The sequence below is a fragment of the Clostridium magnum DSM 2767 genome (genome assembly GCF_001623875.1).
GTDB classification, from domain to species: Bacteria; Bacillota; Clostridia; order Clostridiales; family Clostridiaceae; genus Clostridium_AM; species Clostridium_AM magnum.
In genome coordinates this window covers 383200-407905 of record NZ_LWAE01000004.1, presented here as the reverse complement: position 1 = coordinate 407905, position 24706 = coordinate 383200, and the positions used below count along the sequence as shown (strand labels likewise).

The window sequence follows — 24706 nt, the reverse complement described above, 5'->3', positions numbered from 1 at the left end:
ATTCGCTCAACTAAGAATCAGGTGGAGTTTTAAACTCTATCTGATTCAAGTTTCCACTTCATAGATACTATTGAGTTTCAAGCTCAAGTATTTTTTCTGTAGAAAAGTTCTGTTTTGATAAGATATCTATAATTCTTCCTTTAGATAGCACCGCTATTCTATCACACATGCCCATAAGCTCATGTAGGTCCGAGGATATTAGTATTATGGCTGCTCCCTTTTGCAAAAGTTCATTCATTAGATTATAGACGTCAACTTTTGATGCTATATCTATACCTTTGGTAGGTTCGTCAAAAATAAATATTTTTGACTTTGACATAATCCACTTTGCAAGTACCACTTTTTGTTGACTACCTCCACTTAGATGAGAAATTTCAGAATTTACGTTATGTGACTTAATTCCAAGCTTATGCATGTAAGATCTAGCTATCTCTTTTTCGTACTTTTCATTTATCATAAATCCATGTTTTATTCTATACATGCTTGCAGCGGAAATATTTTCATACACTTTAAGATGTGGAAATAGGCCTTTTATAATTCTATCTTCTGTTACATATGCAATACCGGCCTTAATAGCGTCAGAAGGTGAATTAATTTGGTTATAAATACCATTAATCACAATTTTGCCAGAATCGATCTTGTTAATTCCGAATATTGATTCCGCTATTTTTGTACCGCCGGAACCGATCAGTCCTGTTATTCCTAAGATTTCTTTTTTTCTAAGTGAAAGATTTATCTGCTTTAAAAAATCTCCAGAATTTAGGTCGGATATCCTTAGAACCTCGTTTCCTAATTTAAAATTTATTTTAGGATATCTCTCATTTGAATCAAAACCAATTATCATATTGAATATATCATTTATACTTATATTTTCTATAGATTGAGTTCCTGTTATTTTTCCTTCTCTCATAGTAGAAACTCTATCACATATTTTATTTATTTCTTCTAGTTTGTGAGTTATATAGAATATTGAAATGTAGTGCTTTTTTAACTCTTTTATAATATCCAATAGTATTGAGGTTTCGTTTTCACCTAAAGAGGAAGTTGGTTCATCCATAATAATTATTCTGGCATGGGAAACGTAAGCCTTTGCAATTTCAACTATTTGTTTTTGCGCGGGGCTAAGATGCTTTACGATAGTCTTACTGCTTACATTAAGACCAAACTTATTAAGTAACGTATCACAATCACTATATATTTTTCTAAAATCTATTAGTTTAAGTTTCTTACTTAAGTAAGGGTTATTATCTATAAATATATTTTCAGCAATGCTGATATGTTCGAAAAGTGAAGATTCTTGATGAATCATTGTAATACCAAGCTTTTTAGCATCTAAAGGAGAATTTATGTTAACCAGTTCATCATCTATATAAATGTTTCCGCTATCTTTTATATGAAGTCCAGATAGAATATTCATTATACTGGACTTGCCTGAACCGTTTTCACCAACGATTGCATGAACTTCACCTTCATTTAAATCTAAATCTATATTTTTAAGGGAAAAGTTTTCGGAAAGTTTTTTGCTTACACCTTTAATTTTTAATAGAGCATTACTCATCTATATACCACCCTCATAAGTATTAAAAGCAGTAAAAAGCTGGATGTTATTTTCAAAAAAATAATTTTTATAGTTATCAGATATTTGTGGATTTGTTATTACTTTATTAGCGATAGAAATTGGGGCTAATTGAGAAAAAGCTATAAAATCAAAAGCTTTATATGGACATACAATAATCTTCTGATGAGAAATATTAAGCATCTCTTTTACAACAGAAGTCTTGTTGATATCTTGCAGGGTGTATCCCCTAGCTAAGCTAACTCCATCCACTTCGATAAAAGCTTGATTAACATAGAAGTTTCTTATATTTTCTTCTGTTAGTTTACCAGACAAATTTAGAGTAACAGGATCTAAGTCTCCACCAGGTAGAATTACTTTGTTGCCAGCATTGCTTGAAAGTTCTCCTGCAATGTTAAGATCGTTAGTAAGAATTGTTACATTCCTTTTAGACGAAAGTTTTTTGGCAATTTGCAAATTTGTAGGTCCTGGACTTAGTAGTATTACATCATTATCCTCGATTAATTGTACAGCAATATCACTTATTTCACTTCTATATTGAAGTAAAGGATCTTCTTCTGCATTACTATCATAAGGTATATCTTCATAAACTGACGTATCATTAATAACAGCACCACCATGGGTCCTTGTAAGAAAGCCCTGATTCTCTAGTTTTTCAAGATCTCTTCTAATAGTAACCTCGGAAACATTGAGAAGGGAACTGAGGGTTGAAACATCAATATGTTTTTTGTCTGTTAAAAGTTCTTTAATTAATCTAATTCGCTCTACAGCAAACATAAAATCCACCTATGCCTTTAAAAAAATTAATTGATCGTTTGTAAACTCAATTATACATTAATAAAAATAATATTACAACTATATGGATAACAGAGAAAAGAATAAAATACTTCAAAAAAACATTCAATTAAATAACTATGATATGGTTTACATGTTGAATTTTTGTTTCGAATATAATAATATATGATTATATTCGAAACAAAATGAAAGCATTAGAATGTGGTAAATGATCAAGTTTTCTATTAAAAAAGAGGAGGGATTAGATTATGTCTAAAAGGTATAGTATTCGAAATATATGGGATAAAGTATTTAAGCGGAAAAAAGATAACTTAGGTAAAACTAGCATAAATACTAAGTTGAAAAGTATAGGATTTAAATTGACAATGTCATTTCTTGTAATGACAATTCCTATAATTCTGTTAGGAAGTATATCCTACTACAAATCAAGAAATATTGTAAAAAACAATACCATTAGTGCCTCTATACAAACAATAGGACAAACCAATAAATATTTAGATATGATGTTCTTAAGAACAATCAGTACTGCAAAACAAATGTATTCAAACACACAAGTAATGGATTTATACTCAAGTAACAATCCAGCATCTATGGATCCAGATGTTGTTACCAAGCGTACACAGGTTGTTAAAATGATGAATACCTATTTGTCTACTGATAATAATATTGGTGCAATTCTCATTGCAGCTCAGCCAGGTGCTTCAATCAGCACACCATCATCCTATAGTGGAAGTGAGTCAGATTTATCATTAGATAATATTAAGAATGGACAATGGTATAAAAAATTTGAGGAATCAAAGAAAAAATCAGCATGGATCGGCCGTCATTCTGAGCTTGATGCTTTAGGTGATCCAGTTCTTAAATACTCTGATACACTTAAAAGTGGTTCTTATATTTCCTTTGTGACCAATATAGACAATATAAACTTGGATAGAACAAATCAACTTATGATAATAGATTTAAAACTAGAGCCTATAATTGAAACATTAAAAAGCATAAATTTTGGTGCTAATTCACAAGTTCACATGATTATGCCCGATGGAAGAGATATAGGATTGAAAATAGATAGTAAGACAAATAAATCTGAAAATACATCGGATACTATAAATAATTTACCATTTTATTCAGAAGCCTTAAGAAGTAAAGAGAAACAAGGAACTCAAACTGTGTCTTTTAATGGTAAGAATAATCTTATGATATACAGTAAAGTAGGACAAACTGGCATAATGTTAGTAAGTCTTATTCCAGAGACCAATCTATTGATGACTGCAAATGAAATAGCAGTATTAACTTTAATATTGATATTTTTAGGTGTTATTATTTCTATAGGAATAGGATTATTTGTAGCCACAGATATAGGAAGAGTTATAAATAGATTGGTAACTGCAACTAATTATGCTGCACAGGGAGATCTTACCGTATCTTTTAAATCTAAAAGGAAAGATGAATTTGCAGTGCTTACGAATAGTATTGCAGACATGATTAGTAATATGAAGAATCTTATAGGAAATACAACTAATATCTCTAAAAAGGTTGAAGAATCCACTGAAACCATGGCTGCGATTACATTAGAGGCTTCTAGTGCAATACAAGATATAGCTGAGGCAGTTCAGGGGATTTCCCTAGGAGCATACGCACAGGCTCGAGATGTAGAAGAAGGCGTAAAAAAGATGGATGAATTAGCTATAAAAGTAGCTGAGGCAGACAAAACAACAAAAAGTATAGAAAAATTATCATCTGATACTATGGAGCTTGCAAAATTAGGATTGAAAACAGTGAATGATCTTGATAAAAAATCTAATGAAACATCACATATAACTAAAATTATATTACAAGATGTGAGCAATCTTGAAAAAAGTTCACAGTCTATAGGGAATATTGTAAAGATAATCCATGGTATATCAGATCAAACTAATCTTCTTGCACTTAATGCAGCAATTGAAGCTGCAAGGGCTGGAGGAGCTGGAGTGGGATTTGCTGTTGTTGCTAATGAGATAAAGAAGCTTGCAGAAGAAACAATGAAGGAAACTAGAGAAATAGATAAAATTATTAAAGAGATCCAAGAAAATACATCTATGACCGTTGAAAAAGTAAGAATCACAGATAATATAGTATTGTCTCAAAATCAAGCAGTAGCTTCAACCTTGAGTTTGTTTGAAAATATAGCAAATTCAATGAATACCTTAGTGAATTTTGTTTCAAGTATTATGTCAAATATAAGTGATATAGAGGCTGCAAAGAGTGATACGTCTAATACAATTAAAAATATATACAATATATCTGAGCAGACCGCCGCTTCAGTTCAAGAAGTAACTGTATCAACAGAAGAACAGCTAGCAAGCATCGAAAGGATATCTGCTTTTGCAGAAGAATTGAATTGTAATGTAAAGGTTCTCTTGGAAGCAATAAACAAGTTTAAGGTTAAGTAGAAATAGTATGAAATTCTAGTTATATGTTCTATTAAAAAAACTAAAAAAGTTTTATGAAAACAATTGCAAAGATATTACGGCTGTGATAGAATATGATTGTAAACGAAAGCAGTCAAAAATAATCGAACAAAAACAAAACTGTAAGCTTTCATAAAACGTTTACTGTCTTCACTAGAGTTTTCAATAAAGACGCAATTATAGTAAGTAAAAGTTTAGTGAATACAAATATAAAAAATTAAAATTATTAAGGGGGAACAGATATGAAAATGAAGAAAATCTTATCGCTTTTAATTGCAGGTACTATGGCATTTGGTTTAACAGCATGTGGATCATCAGCAAGTAAGTCAGAAGAAAGCAAAGCAACAAGTGGTGGTTCTGGCAAAACAATAGGTATTTCAATGCCTACAAAATCATCACAAAGATGGATCGATGATGGTAACAATGTTGTTAAAGGCTTTGAGAAATTAGGCTATAAGACTGATTTACAATATGGTGAGGACGTAGTAGAAAATCAGGTAGCTCAGATTGAAAACATGATTACAAAAGGGGTTAACCTACTAGTTATAGCTTCAATCGATGGTGAAGCATTAACAGACGTTTTACAAAAAGCTCATGATGCTAAAATTCCAGTAATATCATATGACCGTTTAATAAAGAAAAGTGCATATGTAGATTATTATATAACATTTGATAATTTCAAAGTAGGGGTTCTAGAAGGACAGTATATTGAAAAAGCACTAGGCTTAAAGGAAGGAAAGGGTCCATTCAATATTGAGTTATTTGGAGGATCACCAGACGATAACAATGCTAACTACTTCTTCGATGGAGCTATGTCAATATTAAAACCTTATATAGATTCTGGTAAATTAGTTGTAAAAAGTGGACAAACTGATTTCAAACAAGTTGCTACTTTAAGATGGGATGGTGCTACTGCACAGGCTAGAATGGATAACCTATTAAGCAAGAACTATTCAGGAGATAGAGTACATGCTGTGTTATCACCTTATGATGGTATCAGTATAGGTGTTATATCTTCATTAAAAGGTGTTGGATATGGAACTGCAAGCTTACCAATGCCAATTGTTACAGGACAAGATGCTGAGTTACCTTCGGTAAAATCAATTATAAAAGGTGAACAAACTCAAACTGTATTCAAAGATACAAGAGAATTAGCTAATAAGGTTGTAGCGGCAGGAGATGCAGTATTAACAGGTAAAAAAGTAGAAGTTAATGATGAAAAGACATATAACAATGGTGCTAAGGTAGTTCCTTCATACCTATGCCAACCGGTTTCAGTTGATAAGACAAATTATGAAAAAGAATTAATAGAAAGTGGATACTATACAAAGGATAAGCTTGGAAACTAGCATTTAAATTAATCATTAAAGTAATTTAGTGATGATAGTTTATCATCACTAAATTACTTAATATGTTAAAGGAGTTGAAGAACAGATGTCTGATATCATTCTAGAAATGAAAGGTATTACAAAAACATTTCCAGGTGTAAAAGCTCTTGATAATGTAAATTTAAAGGTTAAAGAGGGCGAAATTCATGCCTTGTGTGGAGAAAATGGAGCAGGAAAATCAACTCTTATGAAAGTTTTAAGTGGCGTATACCCTCATGGAACTTATACTGGAGACATTTTATTTAAAGGCAATGTGTGTGAATTTAAAAATATAAAACAAAGTGAAGAATTAGGTATAGTAATTGTTCATCAGGAGTTAGCTCTTATACCGTATTTATCTATAGCTGAAAATATTTTCTTGGGAAATGAACAAGCAAAAAAAGGTGTTATAGATTGGAATTTTACAACTATGAGTACTAGAGAGTTACTTAAAACTGTTGGTTTAAGTGAATCTCCGAGTATAGCCGTTAATACTCTAGGTGTTGGAAAACAGCAGCTAGTAGAAATTGCAAAAGCCTTATCAAAAAAAGTTAAACTATTAATTTTAGACGAACCTACTGCAGCATTAAATGAAGATGATAGTGAAAATTTATTAAACTTGATGCTGGAATTCAAACAAAGAGGAATCACTTCGATAATCATATCACACAAACTAAACGAAATTGCAAAGGTTGCAGATTCAATAACAATTCTACGTGATGGAGCTACCATAGAAACTTTAGATATGAAAAAAGATAATGTGACAGAAGATAGAATTATTAAAGGCATGGTAGGAAGAGATTTAGTAAATCGTTATCCTTCAAGAGATGTAAAAATTGGAGAAGTTTTATTTGATGTGAAAAATTGGACTGTTTATCATCCTACAAATGAAGATCGTAAAGTCGTTAATGATGTTAGCTTCAATGTACGTAAGGGTGAAGTTGTTGGTATAGCTGGTCTAATGGGAGCAGGAAGAACAGAACTGGCAATGAGTATTTTTGGAAAGTCCTATGGAAAAAGAATAAGTGGAAAAGTATATAAAAATGGTAAAGAAATCAACGTAAGTAATGTGAATAAAGCGATTGAAAACGGTATAGCTTATGTTACAGAAGATAGAAAAGAATACGGGTTAGTTTTAATCGATGATATAAAAAGAAATACAACTTTAGCTAATTTAAAAGGTATATCTAAAAACTTTGTGGTTGATGATAACAAAGAAATTGCTGAAACAGAAAATTTCCGCAAAAAAATGAATATTAAATGCTCAAGCATACAGCAGAAAACAGGAAATTTAAGTGGAGGAAATCAACAAAAAGTTGTATTAAGTAAATGGATTTTTACAGGGCCAGATCTATTAATATTAGATGAGCCTACTCGTGGAATTGACGTAGGTGCAAAGTATGAAATTTACACTATTATTAATCAATTGGCTGCAGAAGGTAAGGGAGTAGTTGTTATTTCCTCAGAGCTTCCTGAAATATTAGGGATGTGCGATAGAGTTTATGTTATGAACGAAGGCAAAATTATGGGACAGCTAAATGGCGCAGAAGCATCTCAAGAAAAAATTATGAAATTGGTTCTTAACAAAAAGAAGGAGGGACAATAATGGATAACTTCAAAAATTTAGTTAAACACAATGTTAAAGAATATAGTATGGTAATAGCATTAGTAGTTATTGCAGCATTTTTTCAAATTATAACAGATGGTACTTTGCTTAAACCATTGAATATTACAAACTTAATATTACAAAACAGTTATATTCTAATTTTAGCAATAGGTATGTTATTAGTTATAGTTGCATTCCATATTGACTTATCGGTAGGTTCAACAGCAGCACTTATAGGAGCTATATCTGCTATGTTGATGGTAAAGATGCATACTTCTGTATTTGTTGGTGTAGGAGTTTCCTTGCTAGTAGGAGCTTTAATAGGAGCCTTCCAAGGATTTTGGATTGCATATGTTAAAATTCCAGCATTCATTGTTACACTTGCAGGTATGTTGATATTCAGAGGGTTGACAATGGTTGGCTTAGGTGGAACATCACTTGCACCTTATCCAGTAGCTTTCCAAAAAATAAGTTCGGGTTTTATACCAGATTTCTTCCATGGAAAAGACATGCATATCACTACTCTTTTAATAGGAATAATTTTTTCAGTAATATATGTATTATTCGAACTACGTAAGAGAAACAATCAGAAAAAGCTTGGTCTTGAAGTTAGTTCTCAATACACATTTATAGCAAAAACAGCAGCTATTGTAATTGTAGCAAATTTGTTTACTTATAATCTTGCTAGCTATAAGGGTCTTCCAAATGTTTTAGTGTTACTAGCAGTTCTAATTGCTTTCTATACTTTTATAACTACAAAGACAGTTATAGGTAGACATATCTATGCATTAGGTGGAAATGAAAAAGCAGCAAAATTATCAGGGGTAAAAACACAGTCTTTAGTATTCTGGGTATTTGTAAATATGGGTGTAATGGCTGCTCTTTCAGGAATTGTTTTTGCAGCTAGATTAAATGCAGCAACACCAAAAGCTGGTACAGGATTTGAACTTGATGCTATAGCAGCTTGTTTCATAGGTGGAGCGTCAGCAAGTGGTGGAGTAGGTAAAGTTATGGGTGCAATCATCGGTGGTCTAGTAATGGGTATCATGAACAACGGTATGTCATTGATTGGACTAGGAATTGACTGGCAGCAAGCAATTAAAGGTGTGGTATTGTTATTAGCAGTAGCTTTTGATGTATATACAAAATCTAAGAGTTCATAAATCGTATTTACTTATAAGATGATGATTAAATGTAGATACATTATAAATAGGGCTTATCTAATTTGTTAGATGAGTCCTATTTATTTTATTTAATGGTTTACATAGAGAGAAATTAGCTGATATAATATAAGGTAATTTAGAGAAAAAATCGTCTAAATAAGTAACGAATTCAGGGAAGGAATTTTAAAAATGGATTCTAAATTGTCAGTAAATGGAGAAAATTCAAACATTGGTATAACTAGACTATGGAAAGTAATTACTTCATTCAGAGAAGCTACTATCGTTTTTATAATAATTATAATTAGTTTAATGCTGACCATACTCTCAACTCACTTTCTTACAAGGGATAACTTAATGTCTATAGCTTCCGGACTTGCTGGCGATGGTATTATTGCAGTTGGAATGACAATTGCCTTGGTTTCTGGGGGATTTGATTTCTCGGTAGGTTCAGTTGTAGCCCTTAGTGGTGTAATAGTTGGAGGTTTGTATTTTGTTGGAATAAACATATGGATAGCGTGTATAATTGCAATTTTAGTAGGGATGCTATGCGGATTTATAAATGGTTTTTTTATTGGAAAGGTGGGTATTAATCCTTTTGTGGCTACTTTAGCTGTTATGGGAATAGCGCGAGGTGTAGCGTATGTAGTAACTGAAGGAAATTCCATTTCTCTTTTTTCAGTTCCAGATTCTTTTGGTTTTATAGGACACGGAAAGCTATTTGGTATACCCTTTATAGTTATTGTATTTATATTAGTTGCTTTAGTTGGAGATTTTATGATGCGAAAATCTGAATTACTAAGGAAAGTTCTATATACAGGAAGTAACGAGAAGGCAGCTATTATGTCTGGAATAAACACTATAAAAGTTAAAATCTGGGTTTATATCTTGGTAGGTACTCTGGCAAGCATAACAGGCATACTAGTAGCAGCTAGATTTAATGTTGCTACACCTAATTTAGCATTAGGTGTTGATGTTAGTATAATTAGTATTTCAGCAGCCGTTATAGGCGGTGCAAGTCTTAGCGGAGGACAAGGAACAATTTTTGGAACAGTTCTTGGGCTGATTCTTTTAAATTTAATTAACAATGCAATAATTATTTTAAATATACCTGTATATTGGCAAGATTTTGTAAATGGTACTATTTTAATTGCTGCTGTTACTCTGGATTGTTTAAGTCGCAAGAATGTAATTAGGAGTTGAACAATCGGAGCAAGTTGTAAACTGTATATTTCATGAAAAATATGCAAGGAGGAGTTGAAAATGCCTAGAGTGAGAAAAACCTTTTTAATTATTTTTGTAGGCGTATTGATGCTATGTTCTGCTTTAATAGGGTGTTCTAATGCAAATAAAAATTTAGAAGATAAAAGCGTAAAAAGCCCTTTGATTGGTGAGGAAAATGAAGAGTACTATATGATAACTTTTCGTTCTGGTTTAGAGTATTGGAAAGGTTGTTATAAAGGCTTTGAGGATGCAGGAAAGATGTATGGAGTAAAAACAATTTATACAGGTGGACTCCAATATGATATTAATGAAGAAGTTGCTGCATTAGAACAAGTAATAGCTAAAAAGCCTGCTGGAATTGCGATAACTTGTATAAATCCAAATGCACTTGCAATTCCCATTAAAAAGGCAATAGAGTCAGGCATTCCTGTTGTTACTTTTGATGCTGATTCACCAGAAAGCGGCAGATATTCATTTCTTGGTACAGACAATGAATCCGCTGGAATTATTGCGGCGAAAGCGTTAAATGATCAAATAGATACCGAAGGCGGTGAAGTTGCAATAATTACTCTTCCTGGTCAAAAAAATCATGAAGAAAGAGCCGAGGGTTTTAGAAAGGCTTTAGAGGAAAAATACAAAAAATTAAAACTTGTTCAAGTAGCAAATGGGAAAAGTGATCAAGTGGAAAGTGCGAAGGTTATTGCAGAGGTTATACAGTCACATCCTAACATTAAAGGTATATTTTGTACTGATGCTACAGGTGGTGTTGGTGCAGCAGTTGCCGTTAAAGAAGCTGGTAAAGTAGGACAGGTAAAGATAGTAAGCTTTGATACGGATAAAGGCACTCTGGATGCAATTAAAGCAGAAGTTATATCAGCTTCAATATCTCAGGGAACATACAGTATGGGATATCAATCTATGAATTTTCTTTATCAAGTTAAACACGGATTAGTGAAACAAACAGGAGACTGGGAAAATAGGGACAAGAATCCTTTACCCTATTTAGTTAACACTGGTGTTAGCATAGTTACAAAGGAAAATGTTGATTCATTTTATATAAAATGAAGTGAAACTTGAATCAGATGGAGTTTGTCTACGACCACGGGGCTTTGCCCGTTAAATGCCATTTAGGCATTTAACCTCCACCTGATTCTTAGTTGAACGAATCCAGAGACGTACCCGCTCGCAACGTACATTTTGAAGAAGATGGGAGTATTAGAGCGGGTAGTCATCGGGAAGCTTTTTAGGGTTCTAGTATGAAGTGAAACTAGAACCCTATTTAACCTATTGAAAATCTTTCTTTATATTATTGATGATGTTATTGATCAGTTGTTCATTTTCAATTTTTGAAGATATGGCCATGTTTTTTATAGAAGTACAATCAAAAATGCTATGTTTAAATTTTAATTGTAGTTCATCTTCATCATAATAATATGTTTCAACTTCCTCAAGCAGATTATCCTTGTTTAACCCAATAGGATCTATATAGTAATGTACATTATAGCACTTCAGTATAGATTCTAAATTCTCAAGTTCTTTTTCAGAAACAACAAGACCTACTATGTAATCTTTATTCTTTTTATTGTTATTAAGTTTAATCATAGCAGCCAGACCTGATTTATTTTCAGTAGGTTTAATTATCATTTTTCTATATTTAATATCTAGGCTATCAAGCAAGTTAGTTAACTGGGCTACAGAATTTTCCTTATCTATTTGTGTTTGGTTATAGGATAAAGTTGTATCTACTATCATTAAGGACATATCATTACTCAGTTTAAGCATTTCTTTAAGTAACTGGATTTTAAAGTTACTATATTCTTTTAAGTTATAATACTCGATGCAAAACTTAGTGCATTTTTTTGTAGATTCATTTCTTACTTTCAATTTATTTTTACTAAAAAAAATCATGTTTTTCACCTTCTTATAAAATAATTATCATACATAAGCTAAGTTACATATTAAAAGCATATATGTTTATTGTAGTTTACATGTATTCATCTTACAAGTATAAAATATAGTTTTACATATTTTTTGTTTGTAAGATAAATATATGTAAGTACTGTTTATAATGGATGAGGGGATGAAGTGGAAACTTGAATCAGATGGGGTTTCGTCTACGACCCGGGGCTTTGCCCGTTAAATGCCATTTAGGCATTTACCCCCCATCTGATTCTTAGTTGAACGAATCCAGGGACGTAGCCGCTCTTTATTCCCTCTTTGAGAAGAGGGAGTATTAGAGCGGGTAGTCATCGGATAAAAATTTACTAAAAAAATTCTTTATATTTTATTGATTTTTAACTAATATTTTAGTAAAATAAATATAGAAAACGGTTTAGATAAATTCCTTTGCTAAAAGATATAATATAAAGATTTAAATTTTAATATGTAAGGAGTAGATATTGTGATTAATGAGTTAATACTTGATTTTGAAAAAATATTTGGTGATAAAATGGGAGTTGAGGCTTACTTTGCACCAGGTAGAGTAAACTTGATAGGAGAATATACAGATTTTAATGGAGGACACGTATTTCCTTGTGCTTTAACTTTTGGAACTTATGCTGTTGCAAGAAAAAGAGAAGATAAGCTAGTAAGACTATATTCAAAAAATTTTGACCAATTAGGGATAATAGAATTTAATGTAGATGAACTGATGAATAAAAAAGAACATGGTTGGGCTAATTATCCAAAGGGTGTAATTTGGGCATTCAATCAAGAAGGCTTTTCTATAGAGAAGGGTTTTGAAGTTTTATTCTATGGTGATATTCCAAATGGAGCAGGACTTTCTTCTTCAGCATCTATAGAAGTAGCTACATCAGTAGTAATAAAGGATTTATTTAACTTAGACTTAGATATGATTAAGATGGTTCAGATAAGTAAATTAGCAGAGAATAAGTTTATTGGAGTAAACTGCGGTATCATGGATCAATTTGCTATAGGTATGGGAAAAGAAAATTGTGCAGTATTACTAGATACAAATACTTTGAAATATATTTATTCAGAAATAGATTTAGTTGATGCCTCTATTGTTATAGCAAATACTAATAAGCGCCGTGGACTTGCTGATTCAAAATATAATGAAAGAAGGGCTGAATGTGAGTCAGCATTAAAGGATTTACAGAGTGAATTAAATATTAAATCTTTAGGAGAATTAACTGAAGAAGAATTTGAAAAGAATAAACATTTAATCAAAAATAACATAGATGCGAAACGTGCAAAGCATGCAGTATACGAAAATCAAAGAACTATAAAAGCTGTTGAGGCTTTGAAACAGAATGATTTTGAAACTTTTGGTTTATTAATGAATGCTTCCCATGTTTCATTAAGAGATGATTTTGAAGTTACAGGAGAGGAACTTGATACATTAGTAGAACTTTCTTGGAAACAAAAAGGAGTAATAGGATCACGTATGACTGGTGCAGGCTTTGGTGGGTGCACAGTTAGTATAGTTAAAAATGATTGTATAGATGATTTTATAAAAAATGTAGGAGAAGCTTACGCTGAGAAGATAGGATACGGGGCAAGTTTTTATGTTGCTAAAATTGGAGATGGAGCAAGAAAATTAAGTTAAAAAGAAAGGAAGAATAAAGATGAGCGTTTTAGTTTGCGGAGGAGCAGGTTATATAGGATCACATTGTGTATACGAGTTAATCGAAAAAGGGGAGAGTGTTGTTGTAGTTGATAATCTACAAACTGGTTATAAACAGGCAATTCATCCAAATGCAAAGTTTTATCAAGGAGATATTAGAGATTTTCAATTTTTAGATAAGGTTTTTAAGGAAAATCAAATAGACGCGGTAATACATTTTGCAGCTAATTCACTAGTTGGAGAGAGTATGCAGCTTCCACTTAAGTATTATAATAATAATGTTTATGGTACACAGATACTTCTAGAGGCTATGGTAGCCAATAATGTTAAAAGAATAGTATTTTCATCAACTGCAGCTGTGTATGGTGAACCTGAATGTGTTCCAATATTAGAAAACGATAGAACTAAGCCTACTAATGCTTATGGAGAAACAAAGCTAGCTATGGAGAAAATGATGAAATGGGCAGATGTAGCTTATGGTGTTAAATATATAGCTCTTCGCTATTTTAATGTAGCTGGTGCCAATGAAAATGGATTAATTGGAGAGGCCCATAATCCGGAAACACATTTAGTACCATTAATATTACAAGTTCCTTTAGGAAAACGGGAAAAAATAATGATTTATGGTGATGACTATCAAACAAAAGATGGTACATGCGTAAGGGATTATATACACGTTATCGATTTGATCGATGCACATATATTAGCGATGAATAAGCTTAGAGACGGATATGACAGTGATGTATTTAATTTAGGAAATGGTAGTGGTTTTACAGTTAAAGAAATGATTGAAGCAGCTAAAAAAGTAACAGGCTATGAAATTCCTGTAGAAATTGCAGCAAGACGTTCAGGAGACCCAGCAGTTTTAGTAGCATCTAGTAAAAAGGCAAGGAAAGTTCTTGGTTGGTCACCTAAGTTTACAAATGTTGAGGAAGTAATCAGATCAGCTTGGAATTTTCATAGTACTCATAAAAACGGGTTTGAGCAATAGAATCACAATATGAAGTGGAAACTTGAATCAGATGGGGTTTCAAACCCCACCTGATTCTTAGTTGAACGAATCCAGGGACGTAGCCGCTCTTTACTTCCTCTTTGAGAAAAGCAGAGAGCCCAAATCTTCGATTTGGTGTGAATCGCTTTCACACCGTGCGTAGGGAGTATTAGAGCGGGTAGTCATCGGATAAAAACGAGAGAGCGGGGATTATTATGACTATAAATATTTTTTATGAAATAGAAAGATTACTTCAATACAGTTTAAGCAAAAACTTAATTAGTGATGAAGACATTGTCTATACAAGAAACAGAATATTAGAGACATTAAATATAAGTGAAATAGAAGAGACACATATTGAGCAGGAATATTTAGAGTCCCCTGACTCAATACTTGAAAATATATTGAGCTGGTGTTTAAAAAAAGGTATTCTTGAAAATGATGGATTAGTATATAAGGATTTATTAGACACAAAAATTATGGGATGCTTAATGCCAAGGCCATCTGAAGTTATTTTTAAATTTAATGAACTCTATTTAGGGGATAAGAAAAAAGCTACGGATTATTATTATTCTTTAAGCAAGTATTCTAATTATATTAGAACAGATAGAGTAAAGAGAGACTTGAAGTGGAAAACTGCTACAGAATATGGAGATATAGATATAACAATCAATTTATCAAAGCCAGAAAAGGACCCTAAGGCTATTGCAGCGGCAAAAAAATTACCTTCTAGTGCTTATCCAAAGTGCTTATTGTGTAAAGAAAATGAGGGCTACGCAGGAAGAATAAATCACCCTGCAAGGCAAAATCATAGAATAGTTCCTATAACATTAAATGATGAAAAGTGGTTTTTTCAATATTCACCATATGTTTATTATAATGAACATTGCATAGTATTTAAAAGTGAACATGAACCTATGAAGATTTGTAAGGAAACACTTATCAGGTTGTTGGATTTTACAGAAAAGTTCCCACACTATTTTATAGGTTCTAATGCAGATCTGCCTATAGTAGGAGGTTCTATCCTCTCCCATGACCACTTTCAGGGAGGAAATTATGAGTTTGCTATGGCAAAGGCCGAAGTTGAAAAGGAATATAACATAGAAAAATTTAAAAACGTAAAGGTGGGTAAAATTAAGTGGCCTATGTCTGTTATTAGATTAGAAGGATCAGATAAACAATCTGTAATGGAAGCTGCCTATTATATATACACAGAATGGAAAGATTACTCCGATGAAACAGTTGATATTTTATCATATACTAATGGAATGCCACACAATACTGTAACACCTATAGCTAGAATGAAATCAGGAAAATTTCAGCTAGATCTAGTTCTTAGAAATAATAGAACTACAGAGAAGTATCCAGACGGTATATTCCATCCACATAAGGAATTGCATCATATAAAGAAGGAAAATATAGGTCTTATAGAAGTTATGGGATTAGCAGTTTTACCAGCAAGATTAAAAACTGAGCTTAAAGCTTTAGAGAATCACTTAGTTAATAAGGAAGATATAGAGAAAATAAGTGAGGAAGAGTTAGTAAAACATAAAGAATGGTGTAGGGAAATTGTAAGTAAATATGATAAAATAGATAGTAGCAATGTTAAAGAAATATTGCAAAAGGAAGTTGGAGTTAAATTTTCAAAAGTACTTGAGCATGCTGGAGTATTTAAGAGAGACACAATAGGGCAGGAGGCTTTTGATAAGTTCATTAAGAAAGTAGGACAATAATAATGGCAACTATAAAAGATATTGCTGAAAAAGCGGAGGTTTCTATAGCTACTGTATCAAGAATATTAAATTTTGATGAAACCATTAGCGTATCAGAAAATACAAAAAAGAAGATTTTTGAAATAGCAGACGAGTTAAATTATATAACTCCCCGTAAAAGGAAAAATAAAAAACAGGAATATAAGAACATAGGAATTGTTCATTGGTATTCTGATAAGGAAGAATTAGAAGATCCTTATTATTTATCGATTAGAATAGGAGTAGAAAGAAAGTGTGAGGAAGAGCACATTAATTTTACCAGAATCAATAAGGGGGATAACTATGATAAGTTTGAAAAATTTGATGGCATCGTAGCAATAGGAAAATTTGGAGATATAGATATAGCAAAGTTCGATAGACTCACAAGTAATATAGTCTTTGTAGATTCTTCTCCACATGAGAACAAGTATGATTCTGTAGTTATAGACTTTAGAAAAGCTGTGAATAGTGCTCTTGATTATTTAGTTTCTCTCGGACATAAGGATATTATATATATAGGTGGAGAAGAGTATATAAATGACAATAAGGATAAAATAGTAGATTATAGGACAGAAACCTATAGAGACTACATGAAGAGTATTGGAAGCTATGATAGCAATAATATGCTTCTAGGAAGGTTTAGTCATGCAGATGGTTATAGATTAGTGAAAGAATTTTTGCTGAAAAAAAATAGGCAGATAGCTTTTTTAATAGCTAGTGATTCAATGGCTATAGGTGCATATAAAGCAGTTATGGAAGCTGGACTTAATATTCCTAAGGATATAAGTATTGTGGGATTTAATGACATATCAACAGCTAAATATATGACACCTGCTCTAAGTACGGTAAAAGTATATACGGATTTTATGGGCGAAACTGCAGTAGAATTAATACTGGAACGTCTAAAGAATGGCAGATCAATTTGTAAAAAAGTAATAATACCGACAAAACTAATGGTACGGGAAAGCTGTAGCAAATTAATTTAAAGTTTTAGAAAATAAAAATTAAAGATAAAGGGGCTGGCTCAGAAAAAAATAAGAGGCAGCTCTTTCTGTTTTGTTTTGTCATTAGATAATCAACATTTTAAGATTCTTCTGTTAGGACCCATTGGAAATATGTTCATGGTTAACCTTTGAAGTCCACGTGACAATTCTCTTGACAGATAACGAGTGTGTTATTTAAAATAAGATGTAATTGTGTTTTAAAAGTTTATGTAAAGTATTAAGGTGTGATTTCTTTGAAAACTATTTACTATAAGGAGGCTTTATTATGAGCGGAAGAGATGAAAAAGAATTAAAAGGCGTTACTCTATTAGGAAATCAAGATGTTAAATATAACTATGATTATGATCCATCAGTGTTAGAAGCTTTTGTAAATAAACATCAAGAAAATGATTATTTTGTAAAGTTTAATTGTCCTGAATTTACAAGCCTTTGCCCTAAAACAGGTCAACCAGATTTTGCAACTATCTATATATCTTATGTACCAGAAAAAATGATGGTTGAGAGTAAATCATTAAAATTATATCTATTAAGTTTTAGAAATCATGGTGATTTTCATGAAGACTGTGTGAATATTATTATGAAGGACTTAATAAAGTTATTAGATCCTAAATATATAGAAGTATGGGGAAAGTTTACTCCAAGAGGAGGGATATCTATAGATCCATACTGTAATTATGGTAAGGAAGGAACTAGGTGGAAGGAAGTTGCAGATAAAAGAATGTTTTATCATGACATGTATCCAGAAAAAATTGATAATAGGTAAATTGAAATGTTGATAAGGATGTTAATTAGAGTATTAATAAGATGGAAGCATTAGATCAGGTAGTCATTATATATACCTAACAAAGAGATTTAACAGGAGCATTAGTAGATTTATATAAATTAAATCTATTAATGCTCCTGTTAAGTTTTAGTAGAGGTTTATGTTCTTTTAATCTTGTAAATTATAATAAAAATTATTAAGTGTTACTTTGGTGTTTTTTAATAAAAATTTATAAATTAGAAAATTTTAAAGTGAATTATTTCTTAAAATTAAGTATTAATGATTTAAATTAATAAATTGTTAACTAAATAAAATATTTAGATTATATTGACAAGTCAAAAAAAACAAGTATAATAAAATATAAGAATTATGGTATATACCATATACCATCTTGAAATTATAAATTACTGAACGAAACTTTGGATTATGATGTATATAAATGATTTGTTTAATATTCTTATATAAATTATTTTATACATTTTTATTATTATATTTAAAGCAATTTGGTAATATGTCAAGAACAAAATGAAAAGAAAATCAAATGATTTCTTTAAAAATGGGTAACCTTAATAAACATACAGTCCAATGAGAAAGTATGTTCGTATAATTTATATAGATTAATCTACTCTATTTGAAGAGTAGAGCTGATTTTTAGCCAGCAATCCAAAAATCATACGAATAAGTTTACGAGATGTTAGCGCGAGTGCTCGTTTGTGCTGATGTGTAGTTACTTCAGCAAATTTCTTCTGATAGAACTCTTGATATTCAGGAATATGGCAAACAACACTTCCTGCAGCTTCTATGAGATAATAGCGTAAATAACGGTTACCAGCTTTGTTCATAGGTGTATTTTCAGCTTTAAAACCTCCAGATTGATTTTCTTTCCACACGATGCCAGCGTATTTAGCAATAGCATCATTACTAGGAAATGCATGCACACTTCCTAATTCAGCAAGAATGCCACTGGAGTAAACAGGGCCAAAACCAGGAATAGACATTAATATTTTGTATTCCACAGGATTCATTCCCATAACAGCTTTTTCAATGGCTTTGTTAATACCTTTAAGTTCTTTATCAAAAGCCTGAATACAGTTGAAAGAACAAGCAATAGAGGTTGTTAATGGCTCATACAAACATTTATCAAGACGGTATGAATTACGTGCAGCTTGCTGCAAAATTTCAGCAGTCATCTGAGGATTAGAAATCCTTTTCCGACTTTTTCTATTGACGAAGTCAACAAGTTCTTCAATTGATGTATTTGCAATATCTTCGGAAGATAGAAATTCAGTAAGTATTGAAGATGCGGTAGCACCGTATTTATTAGAAAAAGGATGATCTTCTCCCTGTAATAATGCAAATTCGCTGAACTTAAGAAATACATTGGATAACATGTAAGTTTTTTCTCTAGTTAAGCATTCAACAATATGAAGTCTGTGCCTTGTAAGTCTTTGCAGAGCAAGATATTGAGAACCACGCCAAGGTTCAATATGAATTCTGCCAACTCTTGCAAAGTCAGCAATAACAAAAGAGTCAATGCCATCATTTTTATCAAGAGAATTAAAGGATTCTTTGTAGTTAGCAACTTCCTTAGGATTCAAGCAGTAAACATAAGGTTTGTAAGTCATAAGTTTTTCACTAGCAGATAAAAAATTGGCTATATGTACTCCATAAAAGGAAGTAGATTCTAAGCCGATTATAACAGCTTTAAAAGTATTGTTTTCTAAAACCTTAACAAGCATGGATTCAAGTTGCTCTGCACCAAATTGCGTATTAGGAACAGGTTTCATCTTAATCAAGAATTCCTGTTCAAAATTAATAGCAGAGACAACATTTTGTCTCGCACCAATATCGATACCAACAAATAGAGTTGATAAGTAATCTAATTTCTTCATGAAATCACCACCTTTCAAAAATAATGAGGAAATTAGAAAGGATTATCCTAATCCAAAGTACTAACTGCAACCTCGCGTAATTAGCATTCATCCAGACGCAAAACCTTGCTGGTGGCTGCGAAAGGAGATGCAACATTTGTGTAAGCAGAATATGATACTTTGGTCAGGCTGCAAGCTTTACAGGCAATAACACAATGTGTTTTGCAGGAGGAATACAGCAGTAACCTTCGCTAAAGTTCCGTTATGACTATTTTAGCATTAGAAAATCCTTTAATAAATAGTAGGTTAAAACAGTATAGATCGGAAAGTATAAGAATCAGCAATACTGAATTGGGAGAATCCCCACTAGAAAAATTGAGATGCTTTCTTAATCTATACAAAATATAAAAAATAAATAAGTTTATAGGCAGTAAATAACTGCTATAAACTTATTATACGAGGGGGAATAAAAATGAAAAAAGGCTTTTTAAAGAAATTATTAACAATTACAGTGGCTGGTTTAATGACTTTATCCATGGTAGGCTGTGGATCCACTCAAACAAACACTCAAAAGGAAGAAACAAAAAAGACATCTGGAACTACTTTAGAACAATTACAGAAAAAAGGTAAAATTGTAGTGGGTATGATGGCAGCAACACCACCATATGAATTCCATGCAGTACAAAATGGAAAAGATGAAATTATTGGATGTGACATTAAACTTATTGATGCAGTAGCAAAGGATCTAGGAGTTAAGTATGAAATTAAAGATATGGACTTCGATGGATTGTTAGTTGCACTACAAGCTGGAAAAATTGACATGATTGTATCTGCAATGAGTCCAACACCAGAAAGAGCTAAAAATGCAGACTTTTCTAATGTTTACTATAAGGACAAGCATGTAATAGTGGTTAACAAAGAGAATTCGGGAAAAATTAAATCAGCAAATGATTTAGAAGGCAAGACTATTGGCGTTATAAAATCCTCTGTTCAAGAACAAATTGTAACTCAAAAGATTACAAAGGCTAGTACAAAATCCTTAGGAAAATCAACAGATTTGTCACTTGACTTAGGAAACAAAAAAGTTGATGCAATTTTAGTGGACATGCCAACAGCAAAACTTCTTAGCAAAGCAAATAATAAAATTGAACTAACAGAAATTTATTATGATGATGATACAGCAGGTGCAGCTATAGCAATGCCAAAGGGAACAGATCCAAAGGTTATGGAGATTGTTAACAAATCAATTGAAAAATCAAAACCACAATTTACAGATTGGTTAGCAGAAGCAATGGAACAAGTACAACAAAAATAGTTTATGTAATTAATATTTAAATTTATCCTTCCTAGCACTGAAGTAGAAGTACATACTTTCTTCTTTGTAGATGAAGGATTATAAAGAAGAAAATACTTTCACAATGGGGGGGAAGGAATTGAATTATTCATTTGTTAGTCAATATTATGATTTTTTTATCATAGGAACTAAATATACTATTGTACTTGCTTTTCTAGCAGTTGTGTTTGGTACTATATTGGGAGTAGCCCTGACACTTTTACGAAGATCTAAATTAATTGTTATAAGAATTATTGGAGATGCTTACGTTGAATTTATTCGCGGTACTCCCCTTTTAGCACAGATATATATTATTTACATAGGAGTTCCAGTTATATTATCAGGACATGATATTCCAGATTTAGCAGTTGGTGCAATTGCACTATCCTTTAATTCTGCAGCGTATATATCTGAAACTATTCGTTCTGGCATAGATGCGGTTAATAGAGGGCAAATGGAAGCAGCAAGAAGCTTAGGTATGAGTGAAAGAACGGCTATGTTTGATATAATTTTACCACAGGCATTTAAAAATATCTTGCCTGCTCTTGGAAACCAGTTTATCGGAAGCATAAAAGATTCTTCAATAGTATCAGTAATCGGTGTAGCCGAGCTTATGTATAAAACAACAATTGTAAGAGGTAATACAGCTCTAGGGTTAGAGCCAATTTTAGTAGCATCCTTTATTTATTTAATAATTACCTTTACATTATCAAGAATGTTAGGTGTTTTAGAAAGGAAGATGAAAGCCAGTGATAGACATTAAAGAATTGAAAAAAAGTTTTGGAAAAAATGATGTCCTAAGAGGAATTAATGAACATATTTCAAAAGGTGAAGTTGTAGTTGTAATAGGACCCTCTGGTTCTGGTAAAAGTACTTTTTTAAGATGCTTAAATCTTCTTGAAATCCCAACTGGTGGATCTATTTTCTTTGAAGGTCAAGACATTACAGAAAAGGGTGCAAATATTGATAAAATAAGAGAAAAGATGGGTATGGTATTCCAGCAATTTAATCTATTCCCACATAAAACTGTATGTCAAAATATTTGTCATGCACCAATCAAAGTGAAGGGCATGAAAGCTGAAGAGGCAAAAGAACTAGCAGTTGAATTGCTGAAAAAAGTAGGCTTATTAGATAAAATAGATGCTTATCCATCTTCCTTATCAGGAGGACAGCAGCAGAGAATTGCAATTGCAAGAGCGCTAGCTATGCAGCCGGATGTTATGTTATTTGATGAACCAACATCGGCACTGGACCCAGAAATGGTAGGAGAAGTTTTGAATGTAATGAAACAACTTGCAAAAGAAGGAATGACTATGGTTATCGTTACTCATGAGATGGGATTTGCAAGAGAAGTAGGAGACCGCATTTTGTTTATTGATCAGGGTATAGTATTGGAACAAAATAAACCAGAGGAATTTTTCTCTCATCCACAAAAAGCACGTACCATTGATTTCTTATCAAAAGTTTTATAAGGAGAGGATTAAAAAGCATGATTAAAGTACTTGGATTAGGCGATAACGTTGTTGATAAATACGAACATATTAAAACTATGTATCCTGGTGGAAATGCATTAAACTTTGCTGTATTTGCAAAAAAGATAGGTATTGAATCAGCTTTTTTAGGAGCTTTTGGTTCTGATTCTGCCGGAAAACATGTAGTTAATAGTATTAAAGAGTTAGAAGTTGATATAAGTCATTGTAAGTTTTATGAAGGAGAAAATGGTTGTGCTAGGGTTACTTTAAAAGATGGTGATAGAGTGTTTCTTGGAAGTAACCGTTGCGGAGTTCTTAGAACCTGTGGCCTTAATTTAACAGAAGAAGATTACGAATATATGAAAGATTTTGATTTGATTCATTCAGGTTTATATGGATTCTCAGAAATGGAATTAAAAAAAATTAAAGAGCTTGGAGCTTTGGTTTCCTATGACTTTTCTGAAGACTATACTGAAGAAAAGTTAAATGAACTGCTTCCTATTCTAGATTATGCATTCTTTTCCTGCAGCAATCTTAAAATAGATGACATGCTGAATCTAATGTTGAGAGCTGTAAATTCTGGTTGTAAAATGGCTTTATGCACAAGAGGCTCGGAAGGAGCATATCTTTTTGACGGTATCAGATTCTACAGGCAGGAACCTAATCTTGTTAAGGCAGTTGACACAATGGCTGCAGGGGATTCCTTTATAACATGTTTTATAGTTAACTATCTTAATAAAACTAAAGAAGAGAATCCTGATGAAGAAACAGCTATTAATGAGAGTTTAGAAGCGGCTGCAGAATTTTCATCAAAGCAGTGCTTAATTGACGGATCTTTCGGTTTTGGGAAAAAATATGAATAGTAGAAAGAATGGAGATATATGGGGTTAGTAAAAAGAGAACAGATAGCAGGAATGAATATTCACTACATGAGGTACTCATTAGAATATTTCCTAGATGCTCAGGTTAGGGCAGGTATAAAAACAATAGAATTTTGGACTGGAGTACCTCATTACTATTTAGACCCTATGGTTTATGGTGATTGTAAAGAATTAAAGAAGAAAATAAATGATAGGGGCTTAGAGGTTAAGGTATTTACTCCGGAAAACTGCATGTATCAGTTCCAGTTTGCAGCAAACAAGCCTTTGATTTTTGAAAAAAGTTTTCAATACTTTTCAAATGGAATTAAGGCAGCGGCAGAATTAGGATGTAAAATTATGCAGTGCAACTCTGGATGGGGTTATCTTGATGAAACAAGAGAAGAGGCATGGAAACGATCAGTGGAAATGTTATCAAGATTGGCTGAAGTAGCTAAAAAAGAGGGTATTACTTTAGCTCTTGAAAGTCTTCGTCCAGAGGAATCTAATTTGGTAATTCGATTAGAAGATGTAAAGAGAATGATAAGGGAAGTAAATCACCCAAATATGAAAGTATTAATCGATACAACTGCCATGGCAGTTGCAGGTGAAACACTGCAGCAATGGTTTGAGGTATTTGGAAAAGATATTATTCACATGCATTTTGTTGATGGAAATCCTTATGGACATTTAATTTGGGGAGATGGATATCATAATCTAAAAGAATTTTTAACTGTTCTAAAAGATAACCATTATGAAGGATATTTGGGTCAGGAAATAACTGATTCAAAATATTTTAAAGATCCAATGAGCCACGATATAAGAAACATGGAACAATTTTCTAGATACATATAAAGCTTACTTGTTCTTTAATATGCATGGCAAGATATGCTATAATTGTAT

At 32.1% G+C, this 24706-nt stretch carries 20 protein-coding genes; 16 read left to right on the top strand and 4 right to left on the bottom strand.

Features of this window, described 5'->3' with window-relative positions; translation table 11 throughout:
• Positions 1-67 precede the first annotated feature (67 nt).
• On the bottom strand, positions 68-1558 hold the full coding sequence (locus CLMAG_RS18620; protein WP_066626129.1) for a sugar ABC transporter ATP-binding protein: 1491 nt from the start codon (positions 1556-1558) through the stop codon (positions 68-70).
• Entirely contained in the window at positions 1559-2353 is a 795-nt protein-coding gene (locus CLMAG_RS18615; protein ID WP_066626128.1) for a DeoR/GlpR family DNA-binding transcription regulator, read from the bottom strand.
• A gap of 266 nt (positions 2354-2619) precedes the next feature.
• On the opposite strand from CLMAG_RS18615, the gene CLMAG_RS18610 reads away from it, so the two are divergent.
• The 6 genes from CLMAG_RS18610 to CLMAG_RS18585 all read left to right on the top strand — a co-directional run bounded on the left by CLMAG_RS18610 (position 2620) and on the right by CLMAG_RS18585 (position 11240).
• Positions 2620-4800 (top strand): methyl-accepting chemotaxis protein, encoded by a 2181-nt coding sequence (locus tag CLMAG_RS18610; protein WP_066626125.1) that lies wholly within the window; start codon positions 2620-2622, stop codon positions 4798-4800.
• A gap of 266 nt (positions 4801-5066) precedes the next feature.
• Positions 5067-6167: a multiple monosaccharide ABC transporter substrate-binding protein gene (gene chvE, locus CLMAG_RS18605; RefSeq protein ID WP_066626293.1), complete on the top strand. Its 1101-nt coding sequence runs from the start codon at positions 5067-5069 to the stop codon at positions 6165-6167.
• Between the two features lie 85 nt (positions 6168-6252).
• Positions 6253-7791 carry a multiple monosaccharide ABC transporter ATP-binding protein gene (gene mmsA, locus CLMAG_RS18600; protein WP_066626119.1) on the top strand — a complete coding sequence of 513 codons (1539 nt, stop codon included), beginning with the start codon at positions 6253-6255 and terminating at the stop codon, positions 7789-7791.
• Positions 7791-8954 carry a multiple monosaccharide ABC transporter permease gene (mmsB, locus tag CLMAG_RS18595; RefSeq protein WP_066626117.1) on the top strand — a complete coding sequence of 388 codons (1164 nt, stop codon included), beginning with the start codon at positions 7791-7793 and terminating at the stop codon, positions 8952-8954. The genes mmsA and mmsB overlap by 1 nt, the downstream gene beginning before the upstream one ends.
• 189 nt (positions 8955-9143) lie before the next feature.
• The gene (locus CLMAG_RS18590) at positions 9144-10154 is read left to right on the top strand and encodes an ABC transporter permease (RefSeq protein ID WP_066626115.1); all 1011 of its coding nucleotides are present in this window, start codon (positions 9144-9146) and stop codon (positions 10152-10154) included.
• 60 nt (positions 10155-10214) lie between these two features.
• The gene (locus tag CLMAG_RS18585; RefSeq protein ID WP_201787662.1) at positions 10215-11240 is read left to right on the top strand and encodes a substrate-binding domain-containing protein; all 1026 of its coding nucleotides are present in this window, start codon (positions 10215-10217) and stop codon (positions 11238-11240) included.
• Between the two features lie 219 nt (positions 11241-11459).
• Here CLMAG_RS18585 and CLMAG_RS18580 read toward each other — a convergent pair whose 3' ends face one another.
• Positions 11460-12083, bottom strand: a complete 624-nt coding sequence (locus tag CLMAG_RS18580; RefSeq protein WP_066626113.1) for a hypothetical protein — start codon at positions 12081-12083, stop codon at positions 11460-11462.
• A gap of 493 nt (positions 12084-12576) precedes the next feature.
• Between CLMAG_RS18580 and CLMAG_RS18575 the strand changes: the two genes are divergently transcribed.
• The 5 genes from CLMAG_RS18575 to queF all read left to right on the top strand — a co-directional run bounded on the left by CLMAG_RS18575 (position 12577) and on the right by queF (position 18270).
• Positions 12577-13743 carry a galactokinase gene (locus CLMAG_RS18575; protein WP_066626111.1) on the top strand — a complete coding sequence of 389 codons (1167 nt, stop codon included), beginning with the start codon at positions 12577-12579 and terminating at the stop codon, positions 13741-13743.
• A gap of 19 nt (positions 13744-13762) precedes the next feature.
• The gene (galE, locus tag CLMAG_RS18570) at positions 13763-14752 is read left to right on the top strand and encodes a UDP-glucose 4-epimerase GalE (protein ID WP_066626109.1); all 990 of its coding nucleotides are present in this window, start codon (positions 13763-13765) and stop codon (positions 14750-14752) included.
• 215 nt (positions 14753-14967) lie between these two features.
• Positions 14968-16485 carry a UDP-glucose--hexose-1-phosphate uridylyltransferase gene (gene galT / locus CLMAG_RS18565; RefSeq protein ID WP_066626103.1) on the top strand — a complete coding sequence of 506 codons (1518 nt, stop codon included), beginning with the start codon at positions 14968-14970 and terminating at the stop codon, positions 16483-16485.
• A 2-nt stretch (positions 16486-16487) separates the two neighbouring features.
• Positions 16488-17489: a LacI family DNA-binding transcriptional regulator gene (locus CLMAG_RS18560; protein WP_066626100.1), complete on the top strand. Its 1002-nt coding sequence runs from the start codon at positions 16488-16490 to the stop codon at positions 17487-17489.
• A gap of 283 nt (positions 17490-17772) precedes the next feature.
• Positions 17773-18270: a preQ(1) synthase gene (gene queF, locus CLMAG_RS18555; RefSeq protein ID WP_066626090.1), complete on the top strand. Its 498-nt coding sequence runs from the start codon at positions 17773-17775 to the stop codon at positions 18268-18270.
• 617 nt (positions 18271-18887) lie between these two features.
• Here queF and CLMAG_RS18550 read toward each other — a convergent pair.
• Complete coding sequence (locus CLMAG_RS18550) at positions 18888-20162, bottom strand: IS110 family RNA-guided transposase (RefSeq protein ID WP_066616512.1); 1275 nt, start codon at positions 20160-20162, stop codon at positions 18888-18890.
• A gap of 451 nt (positions 20163-20613) precedes the next feature.
• Between CLMAG_RS18550 and CLMAG_RS18545 the strand changes: the two genes are divergently transcribed.
• From CLMAG_RS18545 to CLMAG_RS18525, 5 genes are all read left to right on the top strand, one after another.
• Positions 20614-21456 carry a transporter substrate-binding domain-containing protein gene (locus CLMAG_RS18545; RefSeq protein WP_066626087.1) on the top strand — a complete coding sequence of 281 codons (843 nt, stop codon included), beginning with the start codon at positions 20614-20616 and terminating at the stop codon, positions 21454-21456.
• A gap of 118 nt (positions 21457-21574) precedes the next feature.
• Positions 21575-22237 (top strand): amino acid ABC transporter permease, encoded by a 663-nt coding sequence (locus CLMAG_RS18540; RefSeq protein ID WP_066626086.1) that lies wholly within the window; start codon positions 21575-21577, stop codon positions 22235-22237.
• Complete coding sequence (locus CLMAG_RS18535; protein WP_066626085.1) at positions 22224-22946, top strand: amino acid ABC transporter ATP-binding protein; 723 nt, start codon at positions 22224-22226, stop codon at positions 22944-22946. The genes CLMAG_RS18540 and CLMAG_RS18535 overlap by 14 nt, the downstream gene beginning before the upstream one ends.
• A 17-nt stretch (positions 22947-22963) precedes the next feature.
• A complete protein-coding gene (locus CLMAG_RS18530) occupies positions 22964-23809 on the top strand; it encodes a fructoselysine 6-kinase (protein WP_082831999.1) in 846 nt (281 codons plus the stop codon).
• 18 nt (positions 23810-23827) lie between these two features.
• Positions 23828-24658 (top strand): sugar phosphate isomerase/epimerase family protein, encoded by an 831-nt coding sequence (locus tag CLMAG_RS18525; RefSeq protein WP_066626084.1) that lies wholly within the window; start codon positions 23828-23830, stop codon positions 24656-24658.
• Positions 24659-24706: the final 48 nt, after the last annotated feature.

Bases quoted from the DNA above. Each gene is read 5' to 3' on its own strand.
- CLMAG_RS18620 (WP_066626129.1), bottom strand. From the start codon at position 1,558: ATGAGTAATGCTCTATTAAAAATTAAAGGTGTAAGCAAAAAACTTTCC.
- CLMAG_RS18615 (WP_066626128.1), bottom strand. From the start codon at position 2,353: ATGTTTGCTGTAGAGCGAATTAGATTAATTAAAGAACTTTTAACAGAC.
- CLMAG_RS18610 (WP_066626125.1), top strand. From the start codon at position 2,620: ATGTCTAAAAGGTATAGTATTCGAAATATATGGGATAAAGTATTTAAG.
- chvE (WP_066626293.1), top strand. From the start codon at position 5,067: ATGAAGAAAATCTTATCGCTTTTAATTGCAGGTACTATGGCATTTGGT.
- mmsA (WP_066626119.1), top strand. From the start codon at position 6,253: ATGTCTGATATCATTCTAGAAATGAAAGGTATTACAAAAACATTTCCA.
- mmsB (WP_066626117.1), top strand. From the start codon at position 7,791: ATGGATAACTTCAAAAATTTAGTTAAACACAATGTTAAAGAATATAGT.
- CLMAG_RS18590 (WP_066626115.1), top strand. From the start codon at position 9,144: ATGGATTCTAAATTGTCAGTAAATGGAGAAAATTCAAACATTGGTATA.
- CLMAG_RS18585 (WP_201787662.1), top strand. From the start codon at position 10,215: ATGCCTAGAGTGAGAAAAACCTTTTTAATTATTTTTGTAGGCGTATTG.
- CLMAG_RS18580 (WP_066626113.1), bottom strand. From the start codon at position 12,083: ATGATTTTTTTTAGTAAAAATAAATTGAAAGTAAGAAATGAATCTACA.
- galE (WP_066626109.1), top strand. From the start codon at position 13,763: ATGAGCGTTTTAGTTTGCGGAGGAGCAGGTTATATAGGATCACATTGT.
- galT (WP_066626103.1), top strand. From the start codon at position 14,968: ATGACTATAAATATTTTTTATGAAATAGAAAGATTACTTCAATACAGT.
- CLMAG_RS18560 (WP_066626100.1), top strand. From the start codon at position 16,488: ATGGCAACTATAAAAGATATTGCTGAAAAAGCGGAGGTTTCTATAGCT.
- queF (WP_066626090.1), top strand. From the start codon at position 17,773: ATGAGCGGAAGAGATGAAAAAGAATTAAAAGGCGTTACTCTATTAGGA.
- CLMAG_RS18550 (WP_066616512.1), bottom strand. From the start codon at position 20,162: ATGAAGAAATTAGATTACTTATCAACTCTATTTGTTGGTATCGATATT.
- CLMAG_RS18545 (WP_066626087.1), top strand. From the start codon at position 20,614: ATGAAAAAAGGCTTTTTAAAGAAATTATTAACAATTACAGTGGCTGGT.
- CLMAG_RS18530 (WP_082831999.1), top strand. From the start codon at position 22,964: ATGATTAAAGTACTTGGATTAGGCGATAACGTTGTTGATAAATACGAA.
- CLMAG_RS18525 (WP_066626084.1), top strand. From the start codon at position 23,828: ATGGGGTTAGTAAAAAGAGAACAGATAGCAGGAATGAATATTCACTAC.